This is a genomic window from Mycobacterium sp. NGS41 (assembly GCF_059812725.1).
The window spans coordinates 66,877-91,068 of sequence record NZ_JCALDF010000016.1 but is presented as its reverse complement, the minus strand read 5'-3'; the positions used below and the strand labels follow the sequence as shown (position 1 = coordinate 91,068).

Here is a 24,192-nt window from a genome sequence, read left to right as displayed (position 1 = left end):
ACACTTTGCTGCGCTGTGTGTACACGAATGACACGCAGATGGCGCGGTTTCTATCCGCCTACCCGCGGACTGGGATGGCTAGCCAGATTGTCCGGTCAGCGCAGCGCCGGGCCCCACTGCACCTGTTCGCGCAGCTTGCTCTTGAGTAACTTGCCGCCGGCGTTTCGCGGCAGAGCGCCGTCTACCACCGTGACGTACTGCGGAACCTTGAAATCAGCAAGCTGGGCACGGCAGTGCTCGATCACCGCCGTCACGTCGATCTGCTCCGGGCCGCCGAACAGCACCGCACCGACCTTCTCGCCCATCACCTCGTCGGGCACTGCCAGCACGCAGGCGTCCGCGACGTTGGGGGCGGCCAGCAGCACCGCCTCGACTTCAACACTGGAGACGTTCTCGCCACCCCGGTTGATGATGTCCTTTAGCCGATCGACGATGTGTACCCGGCCCGCGTCGTCGACGCGAACCACGTCGCCGGTGTGCAACCAACCGTCGACGATCGTTGTCGAGGTGGCCTCCGGCCGGTTCCAGTAGCCGGCGGTTACGTTGGCTCCGCGCGTCACCAATTCGCCCACCAATTCACCGGAGCCGTCATTGAGTGCGAGCACGCCGAGATCCACCGACGGCACCGCATATCCGACCGAGTCGGCGTGTTTGACGGCGTCCTCGTCGGGCAGCGCGGTCATCAGCGAGGCGGTTTCGGTCATGCCGTACCCGTTGAACACAGTGGCGTGCGGAAACGCGTCCTTGACGGCGCGCACCAACGAAGGCGCGATGGGTGCTCCGCCGTAGCCGACCCAGCGGACTCCGGAAACATCTGCTGCGGCAAACGCCTTGTGCCGCAGCAATAGCGAGTAGATAGCCGGTACGGTCACCATGAGCGAAACCCGCTCTGTGCTCAGCGTTGCGACCAGCTCGTCGAGGTTGAGTGCGGGCATGATCACCGACGCTCCCCCGAGGTAAGTGGCCGCCAAAAGTTGTGAGTTGCAGCCGGTTACGTGAAAGAGCGGCACCGAGATGAGGGTGCGCAGCTGATCGCCGATGTCCCTGGGCTGTCGAAGGCACCGGACCGCGTTCTCGGTGTTGGTCAGAAATGCCTCGTGGGTGGTAGGCACCCCCTTGGGGTGCCCGGTGGTGCCGGAGGTGTAGAACAGCGCGGCGATGTCTGCCCGACTCAGCTGTTCGGTCACGTAAGGCTGCCCGTCGGGCAGCCGTGTGTCTGCGGTCAGGTCCACCTGAGCACCGGCGTCGGACAAAACGAAGTCGACCTCGGGTTGAGCAGACCGCGTATTGACGGCCACCGCAATGCCTCCGGCCATCACAGTGCCCCAGAAAGCCAGCACCCAATCGAGTCCCGCGGGGTACCGGATCGCAACCCGGTCGCCCGGTTTCAGGCCGTCCGCTCGCAGCCCACCGGCAACCCGCGATGCGCCGTCCCATAGCTGTCGGTACGTCAGCCCGCCGGCCCCCAGCTCCACCACGGCTTCGCTGTCCGGCCGGTTGTCCACCTGCTCGGCGAACATGTCCAGCAGCGTGGCCGGCAGTTCGTCGTAGTGCGGGACGCCTTCGGCGTCGCGGGACACGCCCGTGGCCGGGAACGGGTTGTCGTTGCGTGAAATCTCTATCACTTGAGGCATGCCCGCACCTCGCTCCATGGTGTCCTATCGTCATAGCGGTGACGATCGAAGATTCCGCCATCATGCCCGAGGCGTTCTTCACTGTCGACGGCGAGTTCTATCTGCCGAGCGCGATGACGCGGGGACCCTGGGGCTACGGGATGGGCGGTCAGATCGTCGGCGGCCTATTGGGTTGGGGAATTGAGCGATCCGGCATCGACCCCGACTTGCAGCCCGCCCGCCTCACGGTCGACCTGCTGCGGCCGGTGCTACTCGAGCCGGTACAGATTCAGACTTCGGTGCAGCGGGAAGGGCGGCGCATCAAGCTCGTAGACGGTGCGCTGCTGCAAAGCGGCAAGACCGTCGCGCGGGCCAGTGCTCTCTTCCTGCGACGAGGCGAGCATCCCGACGGTGAGGTTTGGTCCGCTTCGGTCGAGATGCCGCCGCTACCAACGGTCTCCGACGGCTTCCCCGCGGACATGCCGTTTTTCATTTGGGGATATGGAAACACCGCGGATGGCAGTCCCGGTATCGCTGCGGGCGAATGGGAGCAGTCGCACTCCCAGAAGTTCGCGTGGACGCGGCTGTTTCGTCCGATGGTGCAAGGCCACCCTCTGACACCGTTCACTCGCCTGTCATTCGTCGGCGATATCACCAGCTCGCTCACCCATTGGGGCACCGGCGGATTGCGCTACATCAACGCCGACTACACCGTCACCGCGAGCCGGCTGCCGGATGGCGAATACATCGGACTCGCAGCCCAAAGCCATTACGGCGCGGCCGGGGTGGCCACCGGCAGCGCGATTTTGTTCGACCGGCACGGCCCGATCGGCACCAGCTCAGCCCTGGGCCTGGCCCAGCCCGCCGAGGCGTTCCAGCCCTCGGATCAGTAAGTCAGTCCATCAACTGCGCGGCGACCGTCGCACCCAGTTCCCAGCAGGATTGAAGCTCCTCCTTATTCGGCTTGCCCGACACCAGCACGTACTCAGCGGCTTTCACCCAACCCAGGCCGGTCGTGATGGCGGTGACGCCGCGCTCGGCGCCCTCGGTGCCTTGGTTGCCGTGCATGTAGAGCCCGAACGGCCGGCCGCGGGTGGAGTCCAGGCAGGGGTAGTAGCAAACGTCGAAAGCGTGCTTGAGGGCGCCGCTCATGTAGCCCAGGTTGGCCGGAGTGCCAAGCAAATAGCCGTCGGCCTCCAGCATGTCGGTCGGCGCGACGGTGAGGGCGGGTCGTCGCACCACCTCCACGCCTTCGATGTCGGGGTCGGTGGCGCCGGCCAGCACGGCCTCGAACATCTCTTGCGTGTGCGGCGACGGCGTGTGGTGGACGATCAGCAGCGTCTTAGCCATCCGCGCCCGGCTTCCTGCTGAATGTGCGACGCCAAATGTTCTGCACCTGCTGGGCCGGAAGAAAGCGGTGCAGCCACGGCAGCGCTCCCACTTGTGGCCCGATCAGATAAGCGAGCTTCAAGCGCTTCGCACAGACAATTTTCGTCCACACGGCCTCGGCGAACACATCCGGCTGCACGAACTTGAAGTTGTCGCCGATCGCGGAGGCGCTGGATCGGAAATGCTGCCGGTACTGGTCACGAAATGGCTCTGGGATCGACGCCCACTGGCGTGCATCGACCTCGGGACCCAATTCGATCATCGGTGTATCGACACCGCCCGGCACGAGTTCGGTGACTTCGATCCCGAACGGCGCCAACTCCATTCGGAGGTGTTGGGTGAACGTTCTAAGAGCCGCTTTTGATGACGGGTAGGCGGAATACATGGGAATTGTGATGTATACCTGCGCCGACGTTGTATTGATAATCCGACCCCTGGATCGGCGCAACAGCGGCGTCATCGCCTGCACCACCTGTACCGGCCCCCAGAAATTGACCTCGAACGCACGCCGGTACTCCGTCATGTTCGCCGCTTCGATCACTCCTTCGCGAGGTGCGTACCCCGCGTTGTTAATCAAGAGGTCGAGCGTGCCACCAGTCTGCTTCCCGACTGTGCTTGCTGCGGCCAGGACCTGATCGGGGTCGGTTACATCGCATGGCACGGCGACGACGTTCGGCTTGCCGAACCAACGAGCTTGGTCGGGGGGGCTGTTGCGATACGTCGCGAAAACCTGCCAACCTTCACGTTGTAGTCGCACGACGAGTGCCTCACCGATTCCAGTCGCGGCACCAGTGACGAATGCGGCTTCCATCCAGAGAGCGTAGCCAGTAAGTTGCTGATCGCGATCGACGAGCAACCATCAGTAGTGTCCTAGCCATCCGCGCCCGGGGAACGCCCGTGTAGCTGCAGGGCCGTCTTCATCGCTTCCCGCGCCCGGCGTCGGTCCCCCGCATAGTCGTAGGCCCGGGCCAACCGATACCAGCGGCGCCAGTCGTCGGGATCGTCCTCCACCTCGGTGCGCACGGTGGCGAAAAGCGCGTCGGCCGCGTCTCGCTGGATCCGGCCCGATGGCCGTCGCGGCAGCGCACTGGTGTCGAGTTCCATTCCGTCCTCGGCGATGAGGCGAGCCAGCTTCTGGTGGGCGAATCCGGCCCGCAGCGTGGCGATCATCGCCCACAGCCCGATGGCGGGCAAGATCAGCAACGCCAACCCCAGGCCCATTGCGGCCGCGCGGCCCGAGCCGATCAGCGCGACCGCGATTCGGCCGAGCAGCACGAAGTACACCAGATTTGCCACGCACAAGAACGCGATGAACAACTGGATGCGCACGGCGCGCCCGGCGTCGGTCATCGCGTCATTGCAGGTTGAGCAGCGGCTCGATGCCCACGGTGAGGCCGGGCCGTTCCGCGACGCGCCGCACCGCCAACAGCACGCCGGGCACGAACGACGTGCGGTCCAGGCTGTCGTGGCGGATGGTCAGCGTCTCGCCTGTGGTGCCGAACAGCACTTCCTGGTGGGCGACCAGTCCGGCCAGCCGCACTGAGTGCACGGGGATGCCGTCGACGTCGGCGCCACGAGCGCCGGGCAGGCTGGTGCTGGTGGCATCGGGGTTGGGCGGCAGGCCTTTTCGAGCTTCCGCGATCAATTTGGCGGTGCGCGCGGCGGTTCCCGACGGGGCGTCGGCCTTTTGTGGGTGGTGTAGCTCGATGACCTCGGCGGAGTCGAAGAACGGTGCTGCCTGCTTGGCGAAATGCATGGACAGCACCGCCCCGATCGCGAAGTTCGGCGCGATCAGCACCGATGTTTTCTTGTCGGCGAGCCACTTTTCGACCTGTTCGAGGCGTTCGGCGGTGAACCCGGTGGTGCCCACCACAGCGTGAATCCCGTTGTCTATCAAGAACTCTAGATTACCCATCACAACGTCCGGGTGGGTGAAGTCGATGACCACCTCGGTGTCGCTGTCGGTCAGCAGACTCAGCGGATCCCCGAGATCCACCTCCGCGGAAAGCGTCAGATCCTCCGCGGCCTGCACGGCCGACACCATCGTCGCGCCGACTTTTCCTTTGGCTCCTAGCACCCCTACCCGCATTTCTGCAGCCTACTGCCGTGGTCGGCGGCTTAACTAATGCGCGCTGCGGGAATCTGTGCGGCTGCTGATAGAGCGAGCGATCGTGGTCCACGCTGCTCAGAAGCCTTTTCAATCTGCGCACTAAATTCGGGGGCCGGGCTGGCCTGGGGGCCAACGTGCGCATCGGGATGACCGCTTTGGGCGCGGCCCGCGGTGGAGATGGTGTGGTTTTCGCGGCGTGGATCTGGCACGGTCGAGCACCGTGGCTGGGGGCGGTGGGGGGCCGCGTTGAAGGCTGCGCTGGGATGCGTTTGACGGCCAATTAGGTGGTGCGGCTTGGCAGATGATGACGGCCCGCCCCGGCCGGATCGGCAGCCGAAACTTGTCGTACCCGGCTGCAATGATGACGTTATGTCTGCGACCGCATCGCCTTCCGCGGCGGTGAGCCCTGCCGAGCGTGTTGAGGTGTTGTTCGAGGAGTTGGCGGAGTTGGCCGGTCAGCGCAATGCGATCGATGGGCGCATTGTGCAGATCGCCGCCGAGCTTGATCGAGACCAGCTATGGGGTGTGACCGGTGCGCGGTCGGTGGCGGCGTTGATGACCTGGAAGTTGGGTTCGTCATCGACCAACGCCCACGCGATCGCCACCGTGGCGCGCCGGCTGGAGGAGTTTCCCCGCTGCGCTCAGGGCATGGCCGAAGGCCGACTGTCGCTGGATCAGGTCGGCGTCATCGCGGCCGGGGCAGGCCAGGGATCTGATGCCCACTATGCGCAGTTGGCCGGTCACGCCACGGTGAGCCAGTTGCGCACCGCGGTCAAGCTCGAACCGCGACCCCAACCGGAACCTGATTCCCGGCCAGCACCGCAGGCCTCGATCACCAAGACCACCGACGAGGAAGGCAGCTGCTGGCGGATCAAACTTGGCCACACCGACGCGGCGACGTTCGACGCGGCGCTGGCGTCTCACCTGGATGCGCTGGTGGCCGAGTGGAAGCGCGACCACGACAATGGCGAGCGCGCCTTGGATCATGCGCCGCCGTTGCCGTCCACGGTCGAGGCGTTCATGCGGCTGGTCGAGTCGGGGTGGGACGCCGAGGCGGCCCGCCGGCCACACGGGCAGCACACCACGGTGGTGATGCATCTAGACGTCCAGCAACGGGTCGCGGCGCTGCATCTGGGTCCGTTGCTTTCGGAGTCCGAGCGTCGGTATTTGATGTGTGATGCCACCTGCGAGGTGTGGTTCAAACGGGATGGCGAGGTCATCGGCTCGGGTCGAGCGACGCGGGTGATCAGCCGCCGGCTGCGTCGTGCCCTCGAGCACCGCCACTCCATGTGTGCAGTTGCGGGTTGTGGGGCTACCCGCGGGCTACATGCACATCACATTCGGCATTGGGAAGACGGCGGTGCCACCGAGTTGGCCAACCTCGTATTGGTCTGCCCCTATCACCACCGGCTGCACCATCGCGGCGTCATCACCATCACCGGACCCGCAGACAATCTCACCATCACTGACAGCGCCGGCCGAGAACTCAGCGCAGGATCGCTCGCGCGTGCGCCGAAGCTTCCCCCGCCCGCTGTCCCACCGTGCCCCGGGCCCACCGGCGAGCGCGCCGACTGGTGGTGGTACGAACCCTTCCAGCCCCAACCACCACCAACAATCGTCTAGGTTGGCTACCGCAGCCGGTCATTACCGGCACTCCTATCGAAGCCCAAACGGGTTGAGGCAGAGAGAAATCCGTTCGGGATACCCGCTGTTAACGGAGCTTGATAATCAAGGGCGACACCAAACCCGCGACACCGCCGACCCGCTACCCGACGATCTCCGCCACGCCCTCATCAAGATCTCTGCAAACTTACGCACCAGTTTTGAGCCAATTCGGTTAGCGATACATTCCACCACCCCGAGCGCCTCATCGACGACGAAGCGTGCTGACACTCGCCTACTTCTTGAACCGTCCGGCGAACCCACGCAACGGCAAGTCCGCGCTGGTGATAAGACCCGGGCGCGCCGCGACGACAGACTTGATCGAGTGGAGCGCCGGCATCCCGGTGACCGTCATGCCGATAGACGCGAAGTTGTCCGGATTGGACAGGTCGATGCCGGGCTTCGGAAAAATCATGTGCTTGTTGTAGACGCAAGGGTCGCCCTTGATCTGAGTGATGTAGCAGCCCTTAATGTTCCAGTTGGGATCGGTATGCGGGGTCATCTGCCATTCCAGGTGCGTCTCTACCCGTGCCACCCCGTCAACCATGCCCTGGTACTTGATGTAGTTACCACCCAGCGAGCCCTTGGGCAGCGTGTACCAGCCCAGATCGACGTCCTTGGTGCACGCGCCCAGCTCGTAGCTGAACTTGACCTCGTCGAGTGTCAGGTCGAAGCAGTCGGCCATCATCAGCACGCTGTCGGCGAAGACGCGGGTGTACTTCTCCAGCTTCGACGGGATTTCCGGATCGTCGACCGGCTGTCCGTAGCCGACCTCGATCCACGTCTCCTTTGAGTGGTGGCACGACACGTCGACGGACTCGATGGTGGTGACGTTCTCGATCTCGGCGACATCGGCAGAGCACACCACGCCGAGGATCTGGTTCAGACCGGGGTTCATTCCCGTCCCGTAGAAGCTCGCACCGCCCTTTTCGCAGGCCTCGGCCAGCAGCTGGGTCACCGGCTTGCCCGACGGATGCGGGTGGTTCTTGTCGCGGTGCCAGCCGGTGATCCAGTCCGCCGTGGTGACGATATTGATCCCCGCCTCAAGGACTTTGACGTAAAGATCCTCGTCAGGGAACACGCCGTGAAACGTCAGCACGTCGGGTTTGGCCGCGATGATTTCCTCGACGGTACCGGTGGCCTTGACCCCGTTGGGTTCGATGCCCACCAGCTCACCGACATCGCGTCCGACCTTCTCGGGTGAATAGCAGTGCACACCAATGAGTTCGAGATCGGACTGGGCGGCGATGCGCCTGATCATCTCCGAACCGACGTTGCCCGTCGCCACCTGGTAGACACGAATCGGTCGAGCGGGTGCAGTCATTGAAGTTCAGCCTTTCTGGGATGCCGCATACACTTCGGCGGCGCTGCCACCAACGCCGTCGGGGTAGAACTGCTTGGCCCACTTGCGAATTGCGGTGAACCCTTCATACTCCTCGGCGGCGAGCGCGGGTGGGTCGGAGTACCGCTGGTGCTGCCAGATGTGGACGTCCTGCTCGAATTGCCGGATCACTTCCCCCCCGAATTCCTGCGCCCGTTGCTCAGCTCGCAGCGGATCTTTCGCAGGCTTGCGGCCGATGTAGACCATGAACCGGACATCGGAGGTGGACTCGTCCACCGGGGTGATCGCGGAAATGGTGCGGTTGTCGACCATCCCCCAGCTCTTGGTCACCGCGATGCCCAATCCGCCGTTGATTGCCTCCACGCCGCTGTTGACGTCCTCGATCTTCTGGCCGTCGTCGCCCTCGAAGGTGATGGTGAAGTCGACGTAGGACACCGGTTCGTCGAAGTCGTGGCGGGTGAAAACCGGCACGATCGGCGTGTTGTGCACGTATTTGAAGTGCGCGAAATCCACGCCGTTCTCCAACACGTACTGCGGGTGCAGTTCCAGGCTCTCCCTGTACAACCGCTGCTGGGGGTAGTAGTCGGCCGCGCTGGTGCCGTCGTCGAAACTGGCGAACACGTCCGGCGCGTCGAAGAATGGCTCGCGACCCTGCGCGTCATGCCAGATGTAGACCGACTCGTTGCGCTCGACGACGGGATAGGTGCGGATGCGACGTCCGCGGTTGGGGCGGTCCTGATACGGGATGCAGACGTTGCGGCCCTGCGGATTCCACTGCCAGCCGTGGAACGGGCATTGCAGTACCTCGCCGACGACCTTGCCGCCGTAACCGAGGTGCGCCCCCAGATGCTCGCAGTAGGCGTTCATCACCGTGAGCTGGCCGGACTCAGCGCGCCAGGCGACCATCTCCTGGTCGAAGTACTTCATTTTGTGCACGTCACCGGTGCCGATCTCATCCGACCAGGCGACCTGGAACCATCCGGTCGGTTTCATCGACAACGGCGGCTTAGCCATGCAATCACAGTACCCTCTATGAAAAGGCAAGTCGAGACAATAGGATGAACGACGTGACTGGGCGGGTTGCCGGTGCCGGCGTCGAAGGTCGACGTCCCAACCGGCGTGGCAACGCGACTCGCGAAAGCATGCTCGAGGCCGCGCTGCGATCATTGGCCTCGGGCGAGCCGGGCTCGGTGTCGGCCAACCGCATTGCCAAGGACATCGGCGCCACCTGGGGCGCGGTGCAGTACCAGTTCGGCGACACCGACGGGTTCTGGGCCGCGGTGCTGCACCGTACCGCCGAGCGGCGCGCCGCGACATTCTCGACGCTGTCGACGCCGGTTCAGCCGGACGCACCCCTGCGAGAGCGGGTCGGCGCCATCATCGAAACCCTGTATCGCGGCCTGGCGTCGGCGGATTCACGCGCAATCGAAAACCTGCGCGCCGCACTCCCCCGGGATCCCGCCGAGCTGGAACGCCTCTACCCGCGTACCGCGGCCGAGTTGTTCTCGTGGGGCAAGAGCTGGCTGGAAACCTGTCAGAACGCCTTCGCCGGTCTGGACGTCGACCCGGGCCGGGTGCGCGAGGTGGCCGCGCTGATCCCGGGCGCGATGCGCGGTCTGGTGTCGGAGCGCCAACTGGGCTCTTACGCCGATCTCGACATGGCGCGGCGAGGTCTGACCAACGCTCTGGTCGCGTATCTGGAAGGGTGAAGCACATGGAACCGCTGGTTCTCGACGTGCCGGAAGTTCAAATCAGCAACCTTCGCCAGCGGCTGGGCAATGCCCGTTGGCCCGCCGAGATCGCCGGAGCGGGTTGGGGTTACGGCACTGAGCAGTCGTTCCTGCGCAGTGTGGTCGACCATTGGGTGAACCGCTACGACTGGCGCTGCGTCGAGGCCGAGGTCAATGCGATCGGTTCGTTCGTCACCGAAGCGGCCGGACAGCGCGTGCACTTCCTGCACGCAAGGTCAGATGATCGCGACGCGCTTCCCCTTGTCATCACGCACGGCTGGCCGGGCTCGATCGTCGAATTCCTTGACGCCGTACCGATGCTGCGGCAGCGATTCCATATCGTCCTGATATCGATGCCCGGCTACGGCTTCTCCGGCCCCACTCGCGAGCGAGGCGTCGACGTCGCCCGTATCGCCGCGGCAGTGACCGACGTGATGGCCCAGCTCGGCTATGAACGGTACATCGCTCAAGGCGGTGATTGGGGCGCACTCGTGACGCGGCATCTTGGCGAGCACTACACGCCCAATGTGGCCGCCATCCACACCAACATGTTGTTCGCGCCACCCGATCAGAACAACCCCGATGTGCTGGCGAGCGTCTCCGAGTCGGAACTCGCCGCCATCGCGTCCAGCGCGGAACGCATCACCGACGGCGCCGCATACATGGAACTACAGTCGACGCGCCCGCATTCACTCGGTTTCGGCCTGGACGACTCGCCGCTCGGCCTGGCCGGCTGGATACTCGAAAAGTTTCACGCCTGGTGCGACATCAGGGACGGCATGCCCATCTCCACCGATCGCCTCATCGATAACCTGATGTTCTATTGGCTCACGGGTACAGCCACCTCGTCGGCACGTCTGTACTGCGAATCCAAACGCGCCGGCACCGGCCCGCTCAGCGAATGGACCGGTCGGGTCGATGTGCCCACCGGATACACGGTGTACCCCTATGAGATGCTGCAAACCCCACGCGCCTGGGCGGCGGCGCGGTACAACCTGGTGCACTACGTGATTCAGGACCGTGGTGGGCACTTCGCGGCTTTCGAACAGCCCGATACCTTCGCCGCGGATCTGGCGAACTTTGCTGACCTGCTGATAGAACAGCATGCCTTTTAGGCGGCTCAGGCCTCGATGACGATCCGATCGTCCTTCGCCCGCGACACACACACCAGCATTTCGTCGTCAGCCACGGCGCCGCGGCCGCGGTGATCGACCTGTCCGGCAAGCACTTTGACCTTGCAGGTTCCGCAGAAGCCCTGCTGGCATGAGTAAGCGGTAGTCGGGTCCCGATCAAGCATGACGTCGAGTGCGGAACGATTGGCCGGAACGCTGAGCACGCATTTCGACCGGGCAAGTTCCAGCTCGAAAGGAACTCCGTCGACGATCGGCGGCGGGCTGAACCGCTCGTAATGCAGTGGCGCATCGGCGTGTTCGTCACGGGCCACCCGAACCGCTTCCAGCATGGCGCTCGGCCCGCACACATAGACCGCCGTCGTCGGCCCGGCAGCGGCCAGCAAGTCATCGACATCGGCCATACAGCCGTGCTCGTCGTCCGCCCACACGGTGACCCGGTCCGGCGCCACCGACACCACCTCGTCCAGGAACGGCATGTACTCCCGGCTACGGCCGGCATAGATTGCGCGCCAACTGATTCCGCGTTGCTGGGCCACCCGGATCATCGGCAGGACAGGAGTCACGCCAATGCCGCCGATCACGAACAGCACGTCGCGCTCCGTCGCGCCGAGGTAGAACGCATTACGGGGACCTTCGAATACCAGAGTGTCGCCCAGCTGGTATGCATCGTGCATCTCTATCGAACCGCCGCCGCCGTCGGCGATCCGGCGGACCGCGATGCGGTAGTCGGTGCGCCGCCCGGGTGGACCGCACAGCGAGTACTGGCGGCGCCGGCCCGAACGAAGCTGGACGTCGATGTGTCCGCCGGGCGTCCAGGACGGAAGCAACCCGCCGTCGGGGTCGGCCAAGGTCAACGCGACCACGTCGGGTGCGACGAGTTCGCGTTTGGTGACCACCGCAAACTGCGTCCGCTGTACCGGAGCCACCCGCGCCGGTGACCACCACGAAGCAGCGGCAAATCCTCCGAACAATGTGCGCACGCCCCACAGCACCGTGCCGAAGCGGTCCCGCTCGCGACGGCCGTAGAGGTCGGCGGGTCTGGAGGACCAAATGCTCTCCGGCACGGCCTGAATCCTTACTTCTGCCGGATGTCGAAGCGCGCGAACAGCCGAAGCGCCGACGGGCTGATGCGGCGCATCGCGTAGCCCAGGCGCGACTCCGCGGCGACGGGCAGCACCGCCGGCCCGGTCCTGACCGCCTTGACGATCGCCCTGGCAGTGGCTTCCGGAGTGAAGTTGCGGCGCCGGTATGCCGCATCCGCCTGCTTGCGGGCACGCTCCTGCTGTTCTGCCGTCATGCCCGCGTAGACGGTGCTTTTGGCGATGTTGGTGTTGACGAAGCCGGGGCACACGGCCGTCACTGTGATGCCCTCGTCGACGAGGTCGGCGCGCAAAGCCTCGCTGAATGCCAGTACCGCCGCCTTCGTCGTGCTGTAGGCGACCATGGATTTCGACGGCATGTAGGCGGCGGCCGACGCGATGTTGATGATCGTCCCACCTTCCCCGCGTTCGACCATCTGCGCGGCGAACGCCCTACTGCCGGCGATGACGCCGCGGACATTGACGCCCATGATGGTGTCCCAATGCGCCGACGTCGTCTCCAGGAATCGGCCGGCCATCCCGATGCCGGCGTTGTTCACCAGGACCTCGACCACGCCGTGTTCGCTGAGCACTTGTGCGGCAAGGTCGTTCATCGCGGTTTCGTCGCTGACGTCGGCCTGGTACACCGCCGCCTCGGTGCCCGCCGCCCGGACCGCGTCGGCGCTTTCTTTGGCTGCGACCGCGTCGAGATCCACGATCACCACCTTGCGCGCGCCCTGACGGGCCAATTCCACCGCAGTGGCCCGGCCGATGCCCGCGCCCGCCCCGGTGACCAGTGCAAGTTTGCCGCGCACATCACGCGGGCCGCCGCGCACCTCCGATGCGCCTGCTGCCGCGCCGCGGGCGGTGCGGTCGACCCATTCGGCGGTCAGCCGAGCGATGACGTCGGGACGCGACGTCACCACCCAATGTCCGCCTTCGATCGGAACGACCCTGCTGCCCTCCGGAATTGCGCCGGTGAACCGCTGCAGCGCGGGTGTGACGAAGACGTCCTTGCGCGGCACCAGCACCTGGACGGGGACGGTGGTCCGCGGCAGCTGCGACCCGGGCGACACCATCGGCGCGGGCATGTTTTCCCGATACATGCCGAGCCCGTTGACGTAGTCGCCGATCGAGCGGGGCGGTGCGTGGCGTCGACTGCGGGCGCTGGACCGGCCGATACGTTCAAGACCGCCAAGGACTTTCACGCCCAACCCGGAGCGAAACGCTGCCTCCGGTAGCCCCGGACAGAGAAAGAAGCCGATATACCCCGACCCCACAAGCTGTTTGGCGACGTCAGCCACGGCCCGGGGAGAGCGCGCCGATCGCAGGAACCTGCCCGCGTAGCGCAGGTGCGGACCCGAGATCGAGGTGAACGACGCGACCTTGTCCATCACCGAGTCGTCGGTGATCGCCGCCCAAGTGGCAATCGAGCCCCAGTCGTGGGCCAGCAAGTGCACCTTGCCGACGCCCAGGCTGTCGATCACGGTGCCGGTATCGGACACCAGCTGCTCGAAGCGGTATCCGGAACGGGCTGCCGGACAAGATGATTCGCCCGCACCGCGCACGTCGTAAGCGACGAAGTTATAGCGCTGCACGAGCTCTTCGGCGACCCCGCCCCACACATGGTGATTGTCGGGCCAGCCGTGAATGGCGAGAATGGTCGGACGCTGCGGGTCGATCTCGGCGTACCGGTGTACGGCCAGACTGACCCCGTCCGAGGCGGTGACGGCAGAAGAAGTGACCGCCATGGATCAGTGCGTTGCCCGAGCGGCGGGTGAAATGGCCAGATAGTCGACGGCCAGGTCAAGGCCGCCCAGCTGGGACGGGTGAAAGCGCGGCTTGTAGTAGTCGCTGACGACGCGCGCCAGTCGCAGCGGTCCGGGCACCAAGCCGCGGCGCGCCGCCCTGACGTAGTCGCGCCAGCGCGGTTTGGTCCCCGGCGCCAGTAGCGGATCCACCGAGTACATGAACCGCACGCCGCGAATCCACAACAGCAACATCACCGGCGTGACCGCCAGCTGGGCACGCACCTGCCGCCAGTACCCGGCCCGCAGATGCTTCATGGTGTCGAAAGCGACGGCTTTGTGCTCGACCTCTTCGGCACCGTGCCACCGCAGCATGTCCAGCATCACCGGGTCGGCGCCGGCGGCGTCGAGCTCGGGGGAATCGAGGATCCACTCGCCCAGAACGGCGGTGTAGTGCTCGATGGCAGCGATAAACGAAACCTGCTCCAGCAGCCAACTGTGCTGTCGCCGCACGCTGCGCCGAGGTTTCTCGCCCAGTAACCGTTCGAATAGCCACCTGACCTGGCCGGTGAAGGGTGTCAGGTCGACGCCCTGGGCCGCGAAGTGGGCAAGCACGCCGGAGTGGGCCTGGGAATGCATTGCCTCCTGACCGATGAACCCCTGCATGTCCAGCCTCAGCTGGTCATCCTTGATCAGCGGCAGGGCCTTCTTGAATACGTCGACAAAAAATTCCTCGCCCGCGGGCAGCAGCAGATGCAGGACGTTGAGGACGTGGGTGGCCATCGGTTCGTCGGGCACATAGTGAAACGGCAGCTTGGTCCAGTCGAACTCGACATCGCGCGCCTCGAGGACCAGACGCTCGTGATCAAGCGACGCATCGTGCGGACCGACTGCCTGGTCGTCGACGGTGACTTCATCGGTAATCATGCTGGCCCCCTCAAATTTGTCAGTATAAGAGCGGCGTCACGCCTCACTGAAGCTGCGCAGGTCATAGTGGTCGGGATCGGGATTTTCCAGCATCGCGCGATGTTTGCCCGGCGTGAAGGGCCAGACCTCGGGCAGTCCATCCTTGCCCAGGTACCAGCTGTCCCAGCCGGTCGTCCACACGGTATTCGGCATCGCATCCCGCAGCTCCGCGTTGTATGTCTCGGTCGCCGCCGGAGTCGGCTCGACGGTGTCGAATTCGCTATGGCGCCAACGTTTTATCCACTGCACTATGTGGTCGGCCTGCGACTCGGCAACCGTCGTCAGCGATAGATTCCCTACCGGGCTGTGCGGCCCCAGCATCATGAAGAAGTTGGGAAAACCCGGTATCGCAACGGTTTGGTGGGCGTGCGGGCCGTCGCGCCACACCTCGTCGGCCGCGATTCCGTCTCGCCCGGTCAGCTGCAAAGGCCGAAAGAAGCCGTGAGTGTCGAATCCGGTGGCCAGCACGATGACGTCCACCTCGTGCAGGACGCCGTCGTCGGTGACGATGCCCCGGTGCTCCACATGGTCGATGCCGGCGGTGACCAGCTCGACTTCGTCGCGCTGGACCGCATCGTAGAAGCCGGCCGACATCACCAGCCGCTTGCACATCGGCTGGTATCCACGTCGTCAGCCTTCTCGTAGACGGTGACATTGGTAATGCCGCTGCGCAGCAACGCGATAGCGACACACAAGCCGGACATGCCCGCTCCGACAATGGCGACCGCGGGATCATGTGTGGCCGGTTGGCTATCCTGCTTCCGCACGTTGTTTGAGCCGCTGCAGGGTGAGCCGGATGTGCTCGGCATTGGCGGCCGCGCGATCGGTTACACCGGTGCTTTTGCCGGCGAGCTTGCGGAACCAGCCGGGCCGACGGTCCCAGGTGCTCTCGGTGACGCGGCAGCCGCCCTCGGCCGCGGCTTCAATGTCATACCGCCACCGGGCGATCGGCAAGACGGCGTAGCGCACATCGAAAGCGAAGATCCGGCCCGGCTCGGCGTCGGTCACCGTGCACTTCGTCGTCCAGCGCTTGTCGCCGTTTTGGTTGTGTCCGACGAACACCGCGCCGGTGCACACGGCATCACCCTTGCGCAACTCCATGGCCACCGCCTCCTCGGCCAGCGAAGCCAGTGTCGGCAGGTCGGTGATGAGCCGGTATACCTCGTCGGGGCTGCGGTCGATCTGTACTGTCGCCGAAGCGGAAGGCTCGCTCATGCGGTGATCATAAGCTCTGGCCCGATGGTGGCGACCCGCCGCGCCCGGCTACGCCGCGCTTGCGATCGCCACGAGCCCTAAACAGGCGAAGCACCGCGCAGATGCTCGAAGATCAGCGACGTCTGGGTGCCCGCGACGTCGGCGTCGGCGTTGAGGTTCTCCACCACGAACGAGCGCAGGTCCTCGGTGTCGCGGGCGGCGACGTGCAAGATGAAATCGTCGGCGCCGGCCAGAAAATAGACATCCATGACCTGCCGCCTGCGGCGGATCTGCTGAATGAAGCTGCGGATCTTGCCGCGGGCATTGGACTGCAGGTTGACCGAGATCATTGCCCGCAGCGGCAAGCCCACTGCGACCGGGTCGATGTCGGTGTAAAACCCACGGATGACGCCCAGGTCGACCAAGCGCCCCACCCGGCCATGGCACGTCGACGGAGCGATGCCCACCGCCTCGGCGAGCGCGTTGTTGGTGATCCTGGCATCGCCGTGCAGCACGCTCAGGATGTTGCGGTCCACTGCGTCAAGATCAGCTGGCCGAACATCCTTCGGCGAGTCATCCAACTGACTCGCAAATACCGCTGACTCATCAGACATAAAGCGATTCTATAGAATTATCATCAGCATAATTGCTGACTCTCCGAACTTTCTTCACAATTGAGCTATGCGCACCGGCGTTCTGACCGAGACGAAACACAACGAGTTCCGGGTCGCCATCACTCCTGCCGGCGTCGCCGAACTGACGCATCGCGGCCACGAGGTCCTCGTCGAGGCCGGCGCCGGGGATGGCTCGGCGATCTCCGACGCGGACTTCAAGGCGGCGGGCGCCCAGTTGGTCACCACCGCCGAAGAAGTCTGGGCCGGGGCCGACCTGCTGCTCAAGGTCAAGGAACCGATACCGGCCGAGTACGCCCTGCTGCGCCGCGACCAGACCTTGTTCACGTTTTTGCACCTGGCCGCCTCGCGCGCCTGCACCGACGCGTTACTGGCCTCCGGGACAACATCAATCGCATACGAGACCGTGCAGACCGCCGACGGCGCGCTTCCTCTGCTGGCCCCGATGAGCGAAGTCGCCGGACGGCTCTCCGCCCAAGTCGGGGCGTACCAACTGATGCGGACTCACGGCGGCCCCCCTTCCCGGCGGGGCCTGCTGATGGGCGGGGTGCCTGGCGTCGAACCGGCCGCGGTCGTCGTGATCGGAGGCGGTAATGCGGGCTACAACGCCGCCCGGATCGCCGGTGGCATGGGCGCGGAAGTCACGGTGTTCGACGTCAACCTCGACCGGCTTCGGGAACTAGACAGCAAGTACGGACGTTTCGGCACCCGCTACTCGTCGGCCTACGAGCTCGAGGACGCCGTCAAACGCGCCGACCTGGTGATCGGGGCGGTTCTGGTGCCGGGCGGTAAAGCGCCCACGCTGGTCTCGAATTCGCTCGTCGCACACATGAAGCCAGGAGCGGTACTGGTCGACATCGCCATCGATCAGGGCGGCTGCTTCGAAGACTCGCGGCCGACCACCCACGATGACCCGACGTTCCCCGTGCACGAGACGCTGTTCTACTGCGTGGCCAACATGCCCAGCGCGGTGCCCAGGACGTCGACTTTCGCGCTGACCAACGCGACGATGCCCTACGTGCTCAGGCTGGCCGACGACGGCTGGCGAGCCGCGTGTCGTTCGGATCCCGCCCTGGCGAAAGGCCTTTCGACCCACGACGGCTCGCTGCTGTCCGAACGAGTGGCTACCGATCTGGGTTTGGGGTTCACCGAACCGGCCGGCATCCTGACCTGACTGCGCCTAATCGTTCGGTGCGAGACTCGCGACGATCTCGGCCGCCGGCCCCGAGCACGCCTGCCGGAACGCCGTACCCGCCCACAGGTTGATCCCGTTCGGGTCATCCACCTCGACCGCGGCCGCCCGTATCGGCGCCGTCATCTGGTTGACCTCGGGATAGCCCAGCGGTGCCACGTTGTCGAGCAGGCGGGTGAACTCATTCTCCAGTGCACGCGCATATCGACCTGAGAATGCCCTGGTGACAACGGTATTGGTGAATTGCGGATGCTTCATGGCAGCGCGGTGGGTGGGGTTGGTGCCGGCTTCGTCGGCTAGCAGCAGCGCGGTGCCGACCTGTGCGGCCACCGCTCCCCTGCGCAGGACGCCGGCGACGTCGTCGGCGGTGCCCAGGCCACCGGCCGCGACGAGCGGAATATCGCGATGGGCGTTGCCGATCTGGTCGATCAGCTGGTGCAGCGACTCGCGACCGGGCTCCATGTCCGGCGCGAACGTGCCGCGGTGACCGCCGGCATCCGGCCCCTGGACCACCAGGCTGTCGGCGCCGGCGGCGATGGCGACGCCGGCCTCGTACGCCGACGTCACCGTGACCATCACCAGAATTCCCAGCGCGCTCAACCGCCGAACGACATCAGGCGGTGGTACGCCGAAGGTGAAAGAAACCAGTTCCGGGTGTAGATCGGCCACCACCTCGAGCTTTCGTTCCCAGTCGTCGTCGTCACCGGATTCGGGCCGGCCGACCTCCACGTGGTAGTGCTCGGCGACTTCTTCGAGCTCCTCCGCGTAGTACTCCAGCTGCACCATGTCGGCGACACTGGGTTGGGGCACAAGCAGATTCACGCCCAGTGGACCGGTGGTGGCAGCACGCGCGGCGGCGATGTCGTCGGCGAACTGCTCGGCACTCAGGTATCCGGCGGGGACAAAGCCGAGCCCGCCGGCGTTCGACACCGCCGCCGCCAGCGCCGGACCGCCGGGGCCACCGGCCATCGGCGCACCCACGATGGGCACCGCGATGTCCCAGAAGCCGAAGATCATCGAGCTAATTTACCATCGCCCGAAGTTGTTGCGGCAGTGATCGTTTGGAACCATACGGACCGAGCACGGCCGCGCCGTAGCGGTTGCCCGCCAGCAGCCGTCGGGCCACCGCGTTGACCTGATCGACGGTGACCGCGTCGATCTGCTGCAACGTGTGTTCGATGCTGCGGTGCTTGCCGTAGTTCAGTTCGCTGCGGCCGATGCGGCTCATCCGGGAGCTGGAATCCTCCAGACCAAGCACCAGCCCGCCGCGCAGCGAACCCTTGGCGATCCGGCATTCGGCCTCGGTAATGCCGTCGCGCGCCACCGATTCGAGCACTTCACTGGTCACCCGCATGACCTCGGCGAACCGCTCGGGCAGACAGGCGGCGTACACGGACAGCGCGCCGGTGTCGGCGAACATGTCCAGCGCGGAGTACACCGAGTAGGCCAATCCGCGCGATTCACGGACCTCTTGGAACAGCCGGGAGCTCAGGCCGCCGCCCAACGCGGTGTGCAGCACCGACAGCGCCCAGCGGTGCTCCCAGCCGCGCCCTGGCGTACGCACCCCCAGCGACACGTGGGTCTGCTCGGCGTCCCGTTTGCCCAGCGCCAACTGAGGACCGCCGTTCACCCGCCCGGCGCCCTTGCGCGGCGCAACGGGATGCCGCCCGCGCACCAAACGCGGCCCGAAATGCTCACGCACCAGCGCGACCACCTCGTCGTGGTCGACATTGCCGGCCACCGCGACGACCATCCGCTCCGGTGTGTAGCGACGCAGGTGGAACGAGTTCAGCTGGGTCCGCGTCATGGCCGAGACGGATTGCGCGGTGCCGATCACCGGGCGGCCCACCGGGTGGTCACCGAAGAGCGCCGTCAGGAACATGTCCGCCAAGGCGTCCTCCGGGTCGTCGTCGCGCATCGCGATTTCCTCGAGGACGACGGCGCGTTCCAGCTCGACATCCTCAACCGCGCAGCGACCATTGAGCACCACATCGGCGACCAGGTCGACCGCCAGCGCCAAGTCGCTGTCGAGCACATGGGCGTAGTAGCAGGTGTGTTCTTTGGCGGTAAACGCGTTCAGCTCCCCGCCGACGGCGTCCATGGCCCGGGCGATATCCGCGGCCGTGCGCGTCGGCGTCGACTTGAACAGCAGGTGCTCGAGGAAATGCGCGGCGCCGGCAACGGTGGCGCCCTCGTCGCGCGAACCGACCGCGACCCAAACCCCGACGGACGCGGAGCGGACCGCGGGCAGGTGTTCGGTGACCACCCGCAGGCCGCCGGGCAGAGTGGTTCGGCGCGGTGTGCCTGCCGTCACCGGGTCAGTGGCTCGCCTGCCCGGATCAACTAGCGGCATCGGTCGGCGCGGTCCCCGAACCGGCAGGAGCTACGGGATTCTCAGCAGGCGCTGCAGCGTCTGCTGTGTCTTCCTCGGCCACCAGCACCAGCGAGATCTTGCCGCGCTTGTCGATGTCGGCGATCTCCACGCGCAGCTTGTCGCCAACGTTGACGACGTCCTCCACCTTCGCGATGCGCTTGCCCTTGCCCAGCTTGGAGATGTGCACCAGACCGTCACGGCCGGGCAGCAGCGACACGAACGCACCGAAATCGGTTGTCTTGACCACAGTTCCGAGGAACCGTTCGCCGACCGTTGGCAGCTGCGGGTTCGCAATGGCGTTGATCTTGTCGATCGCAGCCTGTGCCGACGGGCCGTCGGTGGCGCCGACGAACACCGTGCCGTCGTCTTCGATCGAGATCTGCGCGCCGGTCTCCTCGGTGATGGCGTTGATGACCTTGCCCTTGGGCCCGATCACCTCGCCGATCTTGTCCACCGGGACCTTGATGGTGGTAACCCGCGGAGCATACGGGCTCATCTCGTCCGGCTTGTCGATGGCTTCGGCCATGACCTCGAGTATCGTCAGCCGCGCATCCTTGGCCTGGGCGAGAGCACCCGCCAGGACCTTCGACGGGATCCCGTCGAGCTTGGTGTCGAGCTGCAGCGCGGTGACGAAGTCCTTGGTGCCGGCGCACTTGAAGTCCATGTCGCCGAATGCGTCTTCGGCGCCCAGGATGTCGGTCAGGGTGACAAAGCGCCTTTCGGTGCCCCCGTCGGTCTCGACGTCATCGGACACCAGGCCCATGGCGATGCCCGCGACCGGAGCCTTCAGCGGAACCCCGGCGTTGAGCAGCGCCAGCGTGGACGCGCATACCGATCCCATCGACGTCGAGCCGTTGGAGCCCAGGGCTTCCGACACCTGACGGATGGCGTACGGGAACTCCTCGACGCTGGGCAGCACCGGCACCAGCGCCCGCTCGGCCAGTGCCCCGTGCCCGATCTCGCGCCGCTTGGGTGAACCGACCCGGCCCGTCTCACCGGTGGAGAACGGCGGGAAGTTGTAATGGTGCATGTACCGCTTGGACGTCTCGGGCCCGAGCGAGTCGATCTGCTGGGCCATCTTGACCATGTCGAGCGTGGTCACACCGAGGATCTGGGTTTCCCCGCGCTCGAACAGCGCGCTGCCGTGTGCCCGCGGCACCACGGCGACCTCGGCCGACAACGCACGGATGTCGGTGATGCCGCGGCCGTCGATGCGGAAATGATCGGTGAGGATGCGCTGCCGAACCAGCTTCTTGGTCAAGGAGCGGAATGCGGCGCTGACCTCTTTTTCCCGATCCTCGTAGGTGTCGGCAAGCCGCTCGAGAACCTGGGCCTTGATCTCTTCGGTGCGCTGGTCGCGTTCGGCCTTGGCGCCGATGGTCAGCGCGGCGGACAGCTCGTCGGTGGCCACCGAGGCCACCGAGTAGTACACGTCTTCGCCGTACGGCGGGAAGACGGGGTATTCGCCGGTTGGTTTGGCGGCTGCATCGGCGAGCTCCTGCTGCGCGGTACACAGCGCGGCGATGAACGGCTTGGCCGCCTCCAGGCCCTCGGCCACAACGGTTTCCGTCGGCGCCTGGGCGCCGCCTTCGACGAGCTCGATGACCTTTTCGGTGGCTTCGGCCTCGACCATCATGATGGCCACATCTTTTTTGCCGTCGGCTTCACCGACGACGCGGCCGGCGACGACCATGTCGAACACCGCCCGCTCGAGTTGCTCGACGGTCGGGAAGGCCACCCAGGTGCCGTCGATGAGCGCCACCCGGACACCCCCGATGGGGCCGGAGAACGGCAGCCCGCCCAGTTGGGTGGAGGCCGACGCGGCGTTGATCGCCAGCACGTCGTACAGGTCGTTGGGATCCAGGCTGAAAATCGTCACCACGACCTGGATCTCGTTGCGCAGGCCGTCGACGAACGACGGGCGCAGCGGCCGGTCGATGAGCCGGCAGGTCAGGATCGCGTCGGTGGACGGCCTGCCCTCACGACGGAAGAACGAGCCGGGGATGCGGCCGGCGGCGTACATCCGCTCCTCGACATCGACCGTCAGCGGGAAGAAGTCGAAGTGTTCCTTGGGGTTCTTGCTGGCGGTGGTCGCCGACAGCAGCATGTTCTCGTCGTCCAGGTAGGCGACCACAGCGCCGGCGGCCTGCAGGGCCAACCGGCCGGTTTCGAAACGGATGGTGCGGGTGCCGAAGCTCCCGTTGTCGATGGTGGCGGTCGCCTCGAACACGCCCTCTTCAATTACAGCTACAGACATGGGTGTCCGTATGGCCTCTCTGGTTCATTCAGCTTTTTCGCGTCATCACGCGCAACCGGCCCGCGCGGGCCGCAGAGCCCGGGCTTGCCGGAGAGCAAAGAGTCTGAATACGGCTACGGCCATCGATCGAAGCGGCCGACCTGCCCCGGATCCGGGGAAGCCCGGCAGCCACTACCGAAGACCGCCCGATGCAGACTGGGCTGCTCCCTTCACATGCACAGTGACACGCTGGAACGGGACACGCGGACCTGCGTGAACCGCACCGTTTGCTGGGCCGGAGCGGCCCAGAACGCTCCCACTCTACACGGGCTAACCCGCAGGTCTAAGGGAGCTCAGGATTCGCCGGGCGCGGCCGGCGCAGGCTCAGCGACGCAGACCCAGCCGCTCGACGAGTGAGCGGTACCGCGCCACATCGATCTGAGACACGTACTTGAGCAGCCGGCGCCGCCGTCCCACCAGAAGCAGGAGCCCCCGCCGTGAGTGGTGGTCGTGCTTGTGCACCTTGAGGTGCTCGGTCAGGTCGGCGATCCGCTTGGTCAACAGCGCGACCTGCGCCTCCGGGGATCCGGTGTCGGTGTCATGCAGGCCGTAAGTGCCCAGGATTTCTTTCTTCTGCTCGGCTGTAAGCGCCACGAAAATATCTCCATCAATTGGTCCGCGATCAGGGATTCAGGGCGCGGCCACCGCGAACCGCAGCACGCGCCGTTGTCGTCCGGCAGTTTAGCAGCGCAACCCGTAGCGAAGTTAACCCGCAGACAGCAGGGCGCGCGTCCGCTCGGTGTCCTTGGCAACCTCGGCGACGAGATCGTCCACCGAATCGAACTTGTGCTGCCCGCGGATGCGCGCGGCGAAGTCCAGCGCCACGTGCTGGCCGTACAGGTCGGCGTCGGTGTCCAGGACGAACGCCTCGACGGTGCGGGTGCGTCCGGAGAAGGTCGGATTGGTGCCGACCGAAACGGCGGCCTGATAACGCTCACCCGGGACGACGGTCCCCGTCGCCAGCCCGTCCGGGAGGACGGTGAACCATCCCGCATACACGCCGTCGGCCGGGATGGCCGAGTACATCGGCGGCGCCACGTTTGCGGTCGGAAAGCCCAGCTGGGCGCCCCGCCCATGCCCGCGGACCACCACACCCTCGACGCGGTGCGGGCGACCCAGCGCCTCGGTCGCGGCCATCACGTCGCCGGCATCCACGCAGGACCGGATATAGGTGGACGAGAACGTCACGGTCTCGTTGCTGTGATGTTCGGACAGCAGCGACATCGACTCCACCGCGAACCCGAACCGCTCGCCGGCCTTGCGCAGGGTGTTGACGTTGCCGCCCGCCTTCTTGCCGAAGGTGAAGTTCTCGCCGACCACGACCTCGACCACATGCAGATGCTCGACCAGCAGCTCGTGGACGTAGCGCTCGGGGGTGAGCTTCATGAAATCGGTGGTGAACGGCATCACCAGGAACACATCGATACCCAGCTCTTCCACCAACTCGGCGCGCCGCGTCAGCGTCGTCAGCTGCGCCGGATGGCTACCGGGATAGACCACTTCCATCGGGTGCGGGTCGAACGTCATCAAGACAGTCGGCACGTTGCGGGCCCGGCCGGCCTTGACCGCGTGCGCGATCAGTTCGGCGTGGCCGCGATGTACCCCGTCGAACACCCCGATGGTGAGCACGCATCTGCCCCAGTCCGTGGGGATCCCGTCCTGGCCGCGCCACCGCTGCACGACCGCAAGCCTACGGGTCCACGCTGAATGCGGCGTGCGGGATCGGCAGGTC

At 65.6% G+C, this 24,192-nt stretch carries 23 protein-coding genes and 1 pseudogene; 5 read left to right on the top strand and 19 right to left on the bottom strand.

Translation table 11 applies throughout. The features are described 5' to 3' along the window. Nucleotides 1-95: 95 nt before the first annotated feature. Nucleotides 96-1,634, bottom strand: coding sequence for a class I adenylate-forming enzyme family protein (locus AC5Y21_RS16120; RefSeq protein WP_499913611.1), 1,539 nt, complete (start codon nucleotides 1,632-1,634; stop codon nucleotides 96-98). A gap of 38 nt (nucleotides 1,635-1,672) precedes the next feature. On the opposite strand from AC5Y21_RS16120, the gene AC5Y21_RS16115 reads away from it, so the two are divergent. Continuing rightward, nucleotides 1,673-2,506, top strand: coding sequence for a thioesterase family protein (locus tag AC5Y21_RS16115; protein ID WP_499913609.1), 834 nt, complete (start codon nucleotides 1,673-1,675; stop codon nucleotides 2,504-2,506). 1 nt (nucleotide 2,507) lies between these two features. Here AC5Y21_RS16115 and AC5Y21_RS16110 read toward each other — a convergent pair whose 3' ends face one another. Genes AC5Y21_RS16110 through dapB form a run of 4 tightly spaced genes read right to left on the bottom strand, consistent with a single transcriptional unit; the run spans nucleotide 2,508 to nucleotide 5,091 of the window. Beyond that, nucleotides 2,508-2,963 (bottom strand): flavodoxin family protein, encoded by a 456-nt coding sequence (locus AC5Y21_RS16110; protein ID WP_499913607.1) that lies wholly within the window; start codon nucleotides 2,961-2,963, stop codon nucleotides 2,508-2,510. Further along, nucleotides 2,956-3,813 carry an SDR family NAD(P)-dependent oxidoreductase gene (locus tag AC5Y21_RS16105; RefSeq protein WP_499913605.1) on the bottom strand — a complete coding sequence of 286 codons (858 nt, stop codon included), beginning with the start codon at nucleotides 3,811-3,813 and terminating at the stop codon, nucleotides 2,956-2,958. The genes AC5Y21_RS16110 and AC5Y21_RS16105 overlap by 8 nt, the downstream gene beginning before the upstream one ends. 59 nt (nucleotides 3,814-3,872) lie before the next feature. Continuing rightward, the gene (locus AC5Y21_RS16100) at nucleotides 3,873-4,352 is read right to left on the bottom strand and encodes a tetratricopeptide repeat protein (protein ID WP_499913603.1); all 480 of its coding nucleotides are present in this window, start codon (nucleotides 4,350-4,352) and stop codon (nucleotides 3,873-3,875) included. Between the two features lie 4 nt (nucleotides 4,353-4,356). Further along, a complete protein-coding gene (gene dapB, locus AC5Y21_RS16095; RefSeq protein WP_499913601.1) occupies nucleotides 4,357-5,091 on the bottom strand; it encodes a 4-hydroxy-tetrahydrodipicolinate reductase in 735 nt (244 codons plus the stop codon). Nucleotides 5,092-5,481: 390 nt separating this feature from the next. Here dapB and AC5Y21_RS16090 point away from each other — a divergent pair, with 390 nt between their 5' ends. Further along, a complete protein-coding gene (locus AC5Y21_RS16090; protein ID WP_499913599.1) occupies nucleotides 5,482-6,735 on the top strand; it encodes an HNH endonuclease signature motif containing protein in 1,254 nt (417 codons plus the stop codon). A 274-nt stretch (nucleotides 6,736-7,009) separates the two neighbouring features. On the opposite strand, the gene AC5Y21_RS16085 is transcribed toward AC5Y21_RS16090, so the two are convergent. Together AC5Y21_RS16085 and AC5Y21_RS16080 are read right to left on the bottom strand one after the other, a co-directional pair. Continuing rightward, entirely contained in the window at nucleotides 7,010-8,098 is a 1,089-nt protein-coding gene (locus AC5Y21_RS16085; RefSeq protein ID WP_499913597.1) for an NAD(P)H-dependent amine dehydrogenase family protein, read from the bottom strand. Nucleotides 8,099-8,104: 6 nt separating this feature from the next. Further along, nucleotides 8,105-9,130 carry an aromatic ring-hydroxylating dioxygenase subunit alpha gene (locus AC5Y21_RS16080; RefSeq protein WP_499913594.1) on the bottom strand — a complete coding sequence of 342 codons (1,026 nt, stop codon included), beginning with the start codon at nucleotides 9,128-9,130 and terminating at the stop codon, nucleotides 8,105-8,107. Between the two features lie 128 nt (nucleotides 9,131-9,258). Here AC5Y21_RS16080 and AC5Y21_RS16075 point away from each other — a divergent pair, with 128 nt between their 5' ends. Both AC5Y21_RS16075 and AC5Y21_RS16070 read left to right on the top strand, forming a co-directional pair. Next, complete coding sequence (locus AC5Y21_RS16075) at nucleotides 9,259-9,825, top strand: TetR/AcrR family transcriptional regulator (protein ID WP_499913651.1); 567 nt, start codon at nucleotides 9,259-9,261, stop codon at nucleotides 9,823-9,825. A gap of 5 nt (nucleotides 9,826-9,830) precedes the next feature. After that, nucleotides 9,831-10,961 (top strand): epoxide hydrolase family protein, encoded by a 1,131-nt coding sequence (locus AC5Y21_RS16070; RefSeq protein ID WP_499913592.1) that lies wholly within the window; start codon nucleotides 9,831-9,833, stop codon nucleotides 10,959-10,961. A gap of 5 nt (nucleotides 10,962-10,966) precedes the next feature. Here the strand turns inward: AC5Y21_RS16070 and AC5Y21_RS16065 are convergent, their stop codons facing one another. The 7 genes and pseudogenes from AC5Y21_RS16065 to aldR all read right to left on the bottom strand — a co-directional run bounded on the left by AC5Y21_RS16065 (nucleotide 10,967) and on the right by aldR (nucleotide 16,580). Further along, nucleotides 10,967-12,043 (bottom strand): PDR/VanB family oxidoreductase, encoded by a 1,077-nt coding sequence (locus AC5Y21_RS16065; RefSeq protein ID WP_499913590.1) that lies wholly within the window; start codon nucleotides 12,041-12,043, stop codon nucleotides 10,967-10,969. Between the two features lie 11 nt (nucleotides 12,044-12,054). After that, on the bottom strand, nucleotides 12,055-13,809 hold the full coding sequence (locus AC5Y21_RS16060; RefSeq protein WP_499913588.1) for an SDR family oxidoreductase: 1,755 nt from the start codon (nucleotides 13,807-13,809) through the stop codon (nucleotides 12,055-12,057). 3 nt (nucleotides 13,810-13,812) lie between these two features. Further along, a complete protein-coding gene (locus AC5Y21_RS16055; protein ID WP_499913586.1) occupies nucleotides 13,813-14,733 on the bottom strand; it encodes a metal-dependent hydrolase in 921 nt (306 codons plus the stop codon). Between the two features lie 36 nt (nucleotides 14,734-14,769). Further along, a pseudogene (locus AC5Y21_RS16050) lies at nucleotides 14,770-15,393 on the bottom strand (NAD(P)/FAD-dependent oxidoreductase); the annotation flags it as partial. Further along, nucleotides 15,366-15,581 carry an FAD-dependent oxidoreductase gene (locus AC5Y21_RS16045; protein ID WP_499913584.1) on the bottom strand — a complete coding sequence of 72 codons (216 nt, stop codon included), beginning with the start codon at nucleotides 15,579-15,581 and terminating at the stop codon, nucleotides 15,366-15,368. The gene AC5Y21_RS16045 and the pseudogene AC5Y21_RS16050, both read right to left, overlap by 28 nt. Continuing rightward, nucleotides 15,523-15,987 (bottom strand): SRPBCC family protein, encoded by a 465-nt coding sequence (locus AC5Y21_RS16040; protein WP_499913582.1) that lies wholly within the window; start codon nucleotides 15,985-15,987, stop codon nucleotides 15,523-15,525. The genes AC5Y21_RS16045 and AC5Y21_RS16040 overlap by 59 nt, the downstream gene beginning before the upstream one ends. A 77-nt stretch (nucleotides 15,988-16,064) precedes the next feature. After that, nucleotides 16,065-16,580 carry an HTH-type transcriptional regulator AldR gene (aldR, locus tag AC5Y21_RS16035; RefSeq protein ID WP_499913580.1) on the bottom strand — a complete coding sequence of 172 codons (516 nt, stop codon included), beginning with the start codon at nucleotides 16,578-16,580 and terminating at the stop codon, nucleotides 16,065-16,067. Between the two features lie 67 nt (nucleotides 16,581-16,647). On the opposite strand from aldR, the gene ald reads away from it, so the two are divergent. Further along, a complete protein-coding gene (ald, locus tag AC5Y21_RS16030; protein ID WP_499913578.1) occupies nucleotides 16,648-17,772 on the top strand; it encodes an alanine dehydrogenase in 1,125 nt (374 codons plus the stop codon). Nucleotides 17,773-17,778: 6 nt separating this feature from the next. Here ald and AC5Y21_RS16025 read toward each other — a convergent pair whose 3' ends face one another. The 5 genes from AC5Y21_RS16025 to AC5Y21_RS16005 all read right to left on the bottom strand — a co-directional run bounded on the left by AC5Y21_RS16025 (nucleotide 17,779) and on the right by AC5Y21_RS16005 (nucleotide 24,140). Then, nucleotides 17,779-18,807, bottom strand: coding sequence for a nitronate monooxygenase (locus AC5Y21_RS16025; protein ID WP_499913576.1), 1,029 nt, complete (start codon nucleotides 18,805-18,807; stop codon nucleotides 17,779-17,781). Nucleotides 18,808-18,811: 4 nt separating this feature from the next. Then, nucleotides 18,812-20,143, bottom strand: a complete 1,332-nt coding sequence (locus AC5Y21_RS16020; RefSeq protein ID WP_499913574.1) for a M16 family metallopeptidase — start codon at nucleotides 20,141-20,143, stop codon at nucleotides 18,812-18,814. Then, nucleotides 20,130-22,421 carry a polyribonucleotide nucleotidyltransferase gene (locus tag AC5Y21_RS16015; protein ID WP_499913572.1) on the bottom strand — a complete coding sequence of 764 codons (2,292 nt, stop codon included), beginning with the start codon at nucleotides 22,419-22,421 and terminating at the stop codon, nucleotides 20,130-20,132. The genes AC5Y21_RS16020 and AC5Y21_RS16015 overlap by 14 nt, the downstream gene beginning before the upstream one ends. 363 nt (nucleotides 22,422-22,784) lie before the next feature. Beyond that, on the bottom strand, nucleotides 22,785-23,054 hold the full coding sequence (gene rpsO / locus AC5Y21_RS16010) for a 30S ribosomal protein S15 (RefSeq protein ID WP_499913570.1): 270 nt from the start codon (nucleotides 23,052-23,054) through the stop codon (nucleotides 22,785-22,787). Nucleotides 23,055-23,165: 111 nt separating this feature from the next. Further along, entirely contained in the window at nucleotides 23,166-24,140 is a 975-nt protein-coding gene (locus AC5Y21_RS16005) for a bifunctional riboflavin kinase/FAD synthetase (RefSeq protein ID WP_499913568.1), read from the bottom strand. Between the last annotated feature and the right edge of the window lie 52 nt (nucleotides 24,141-24,192).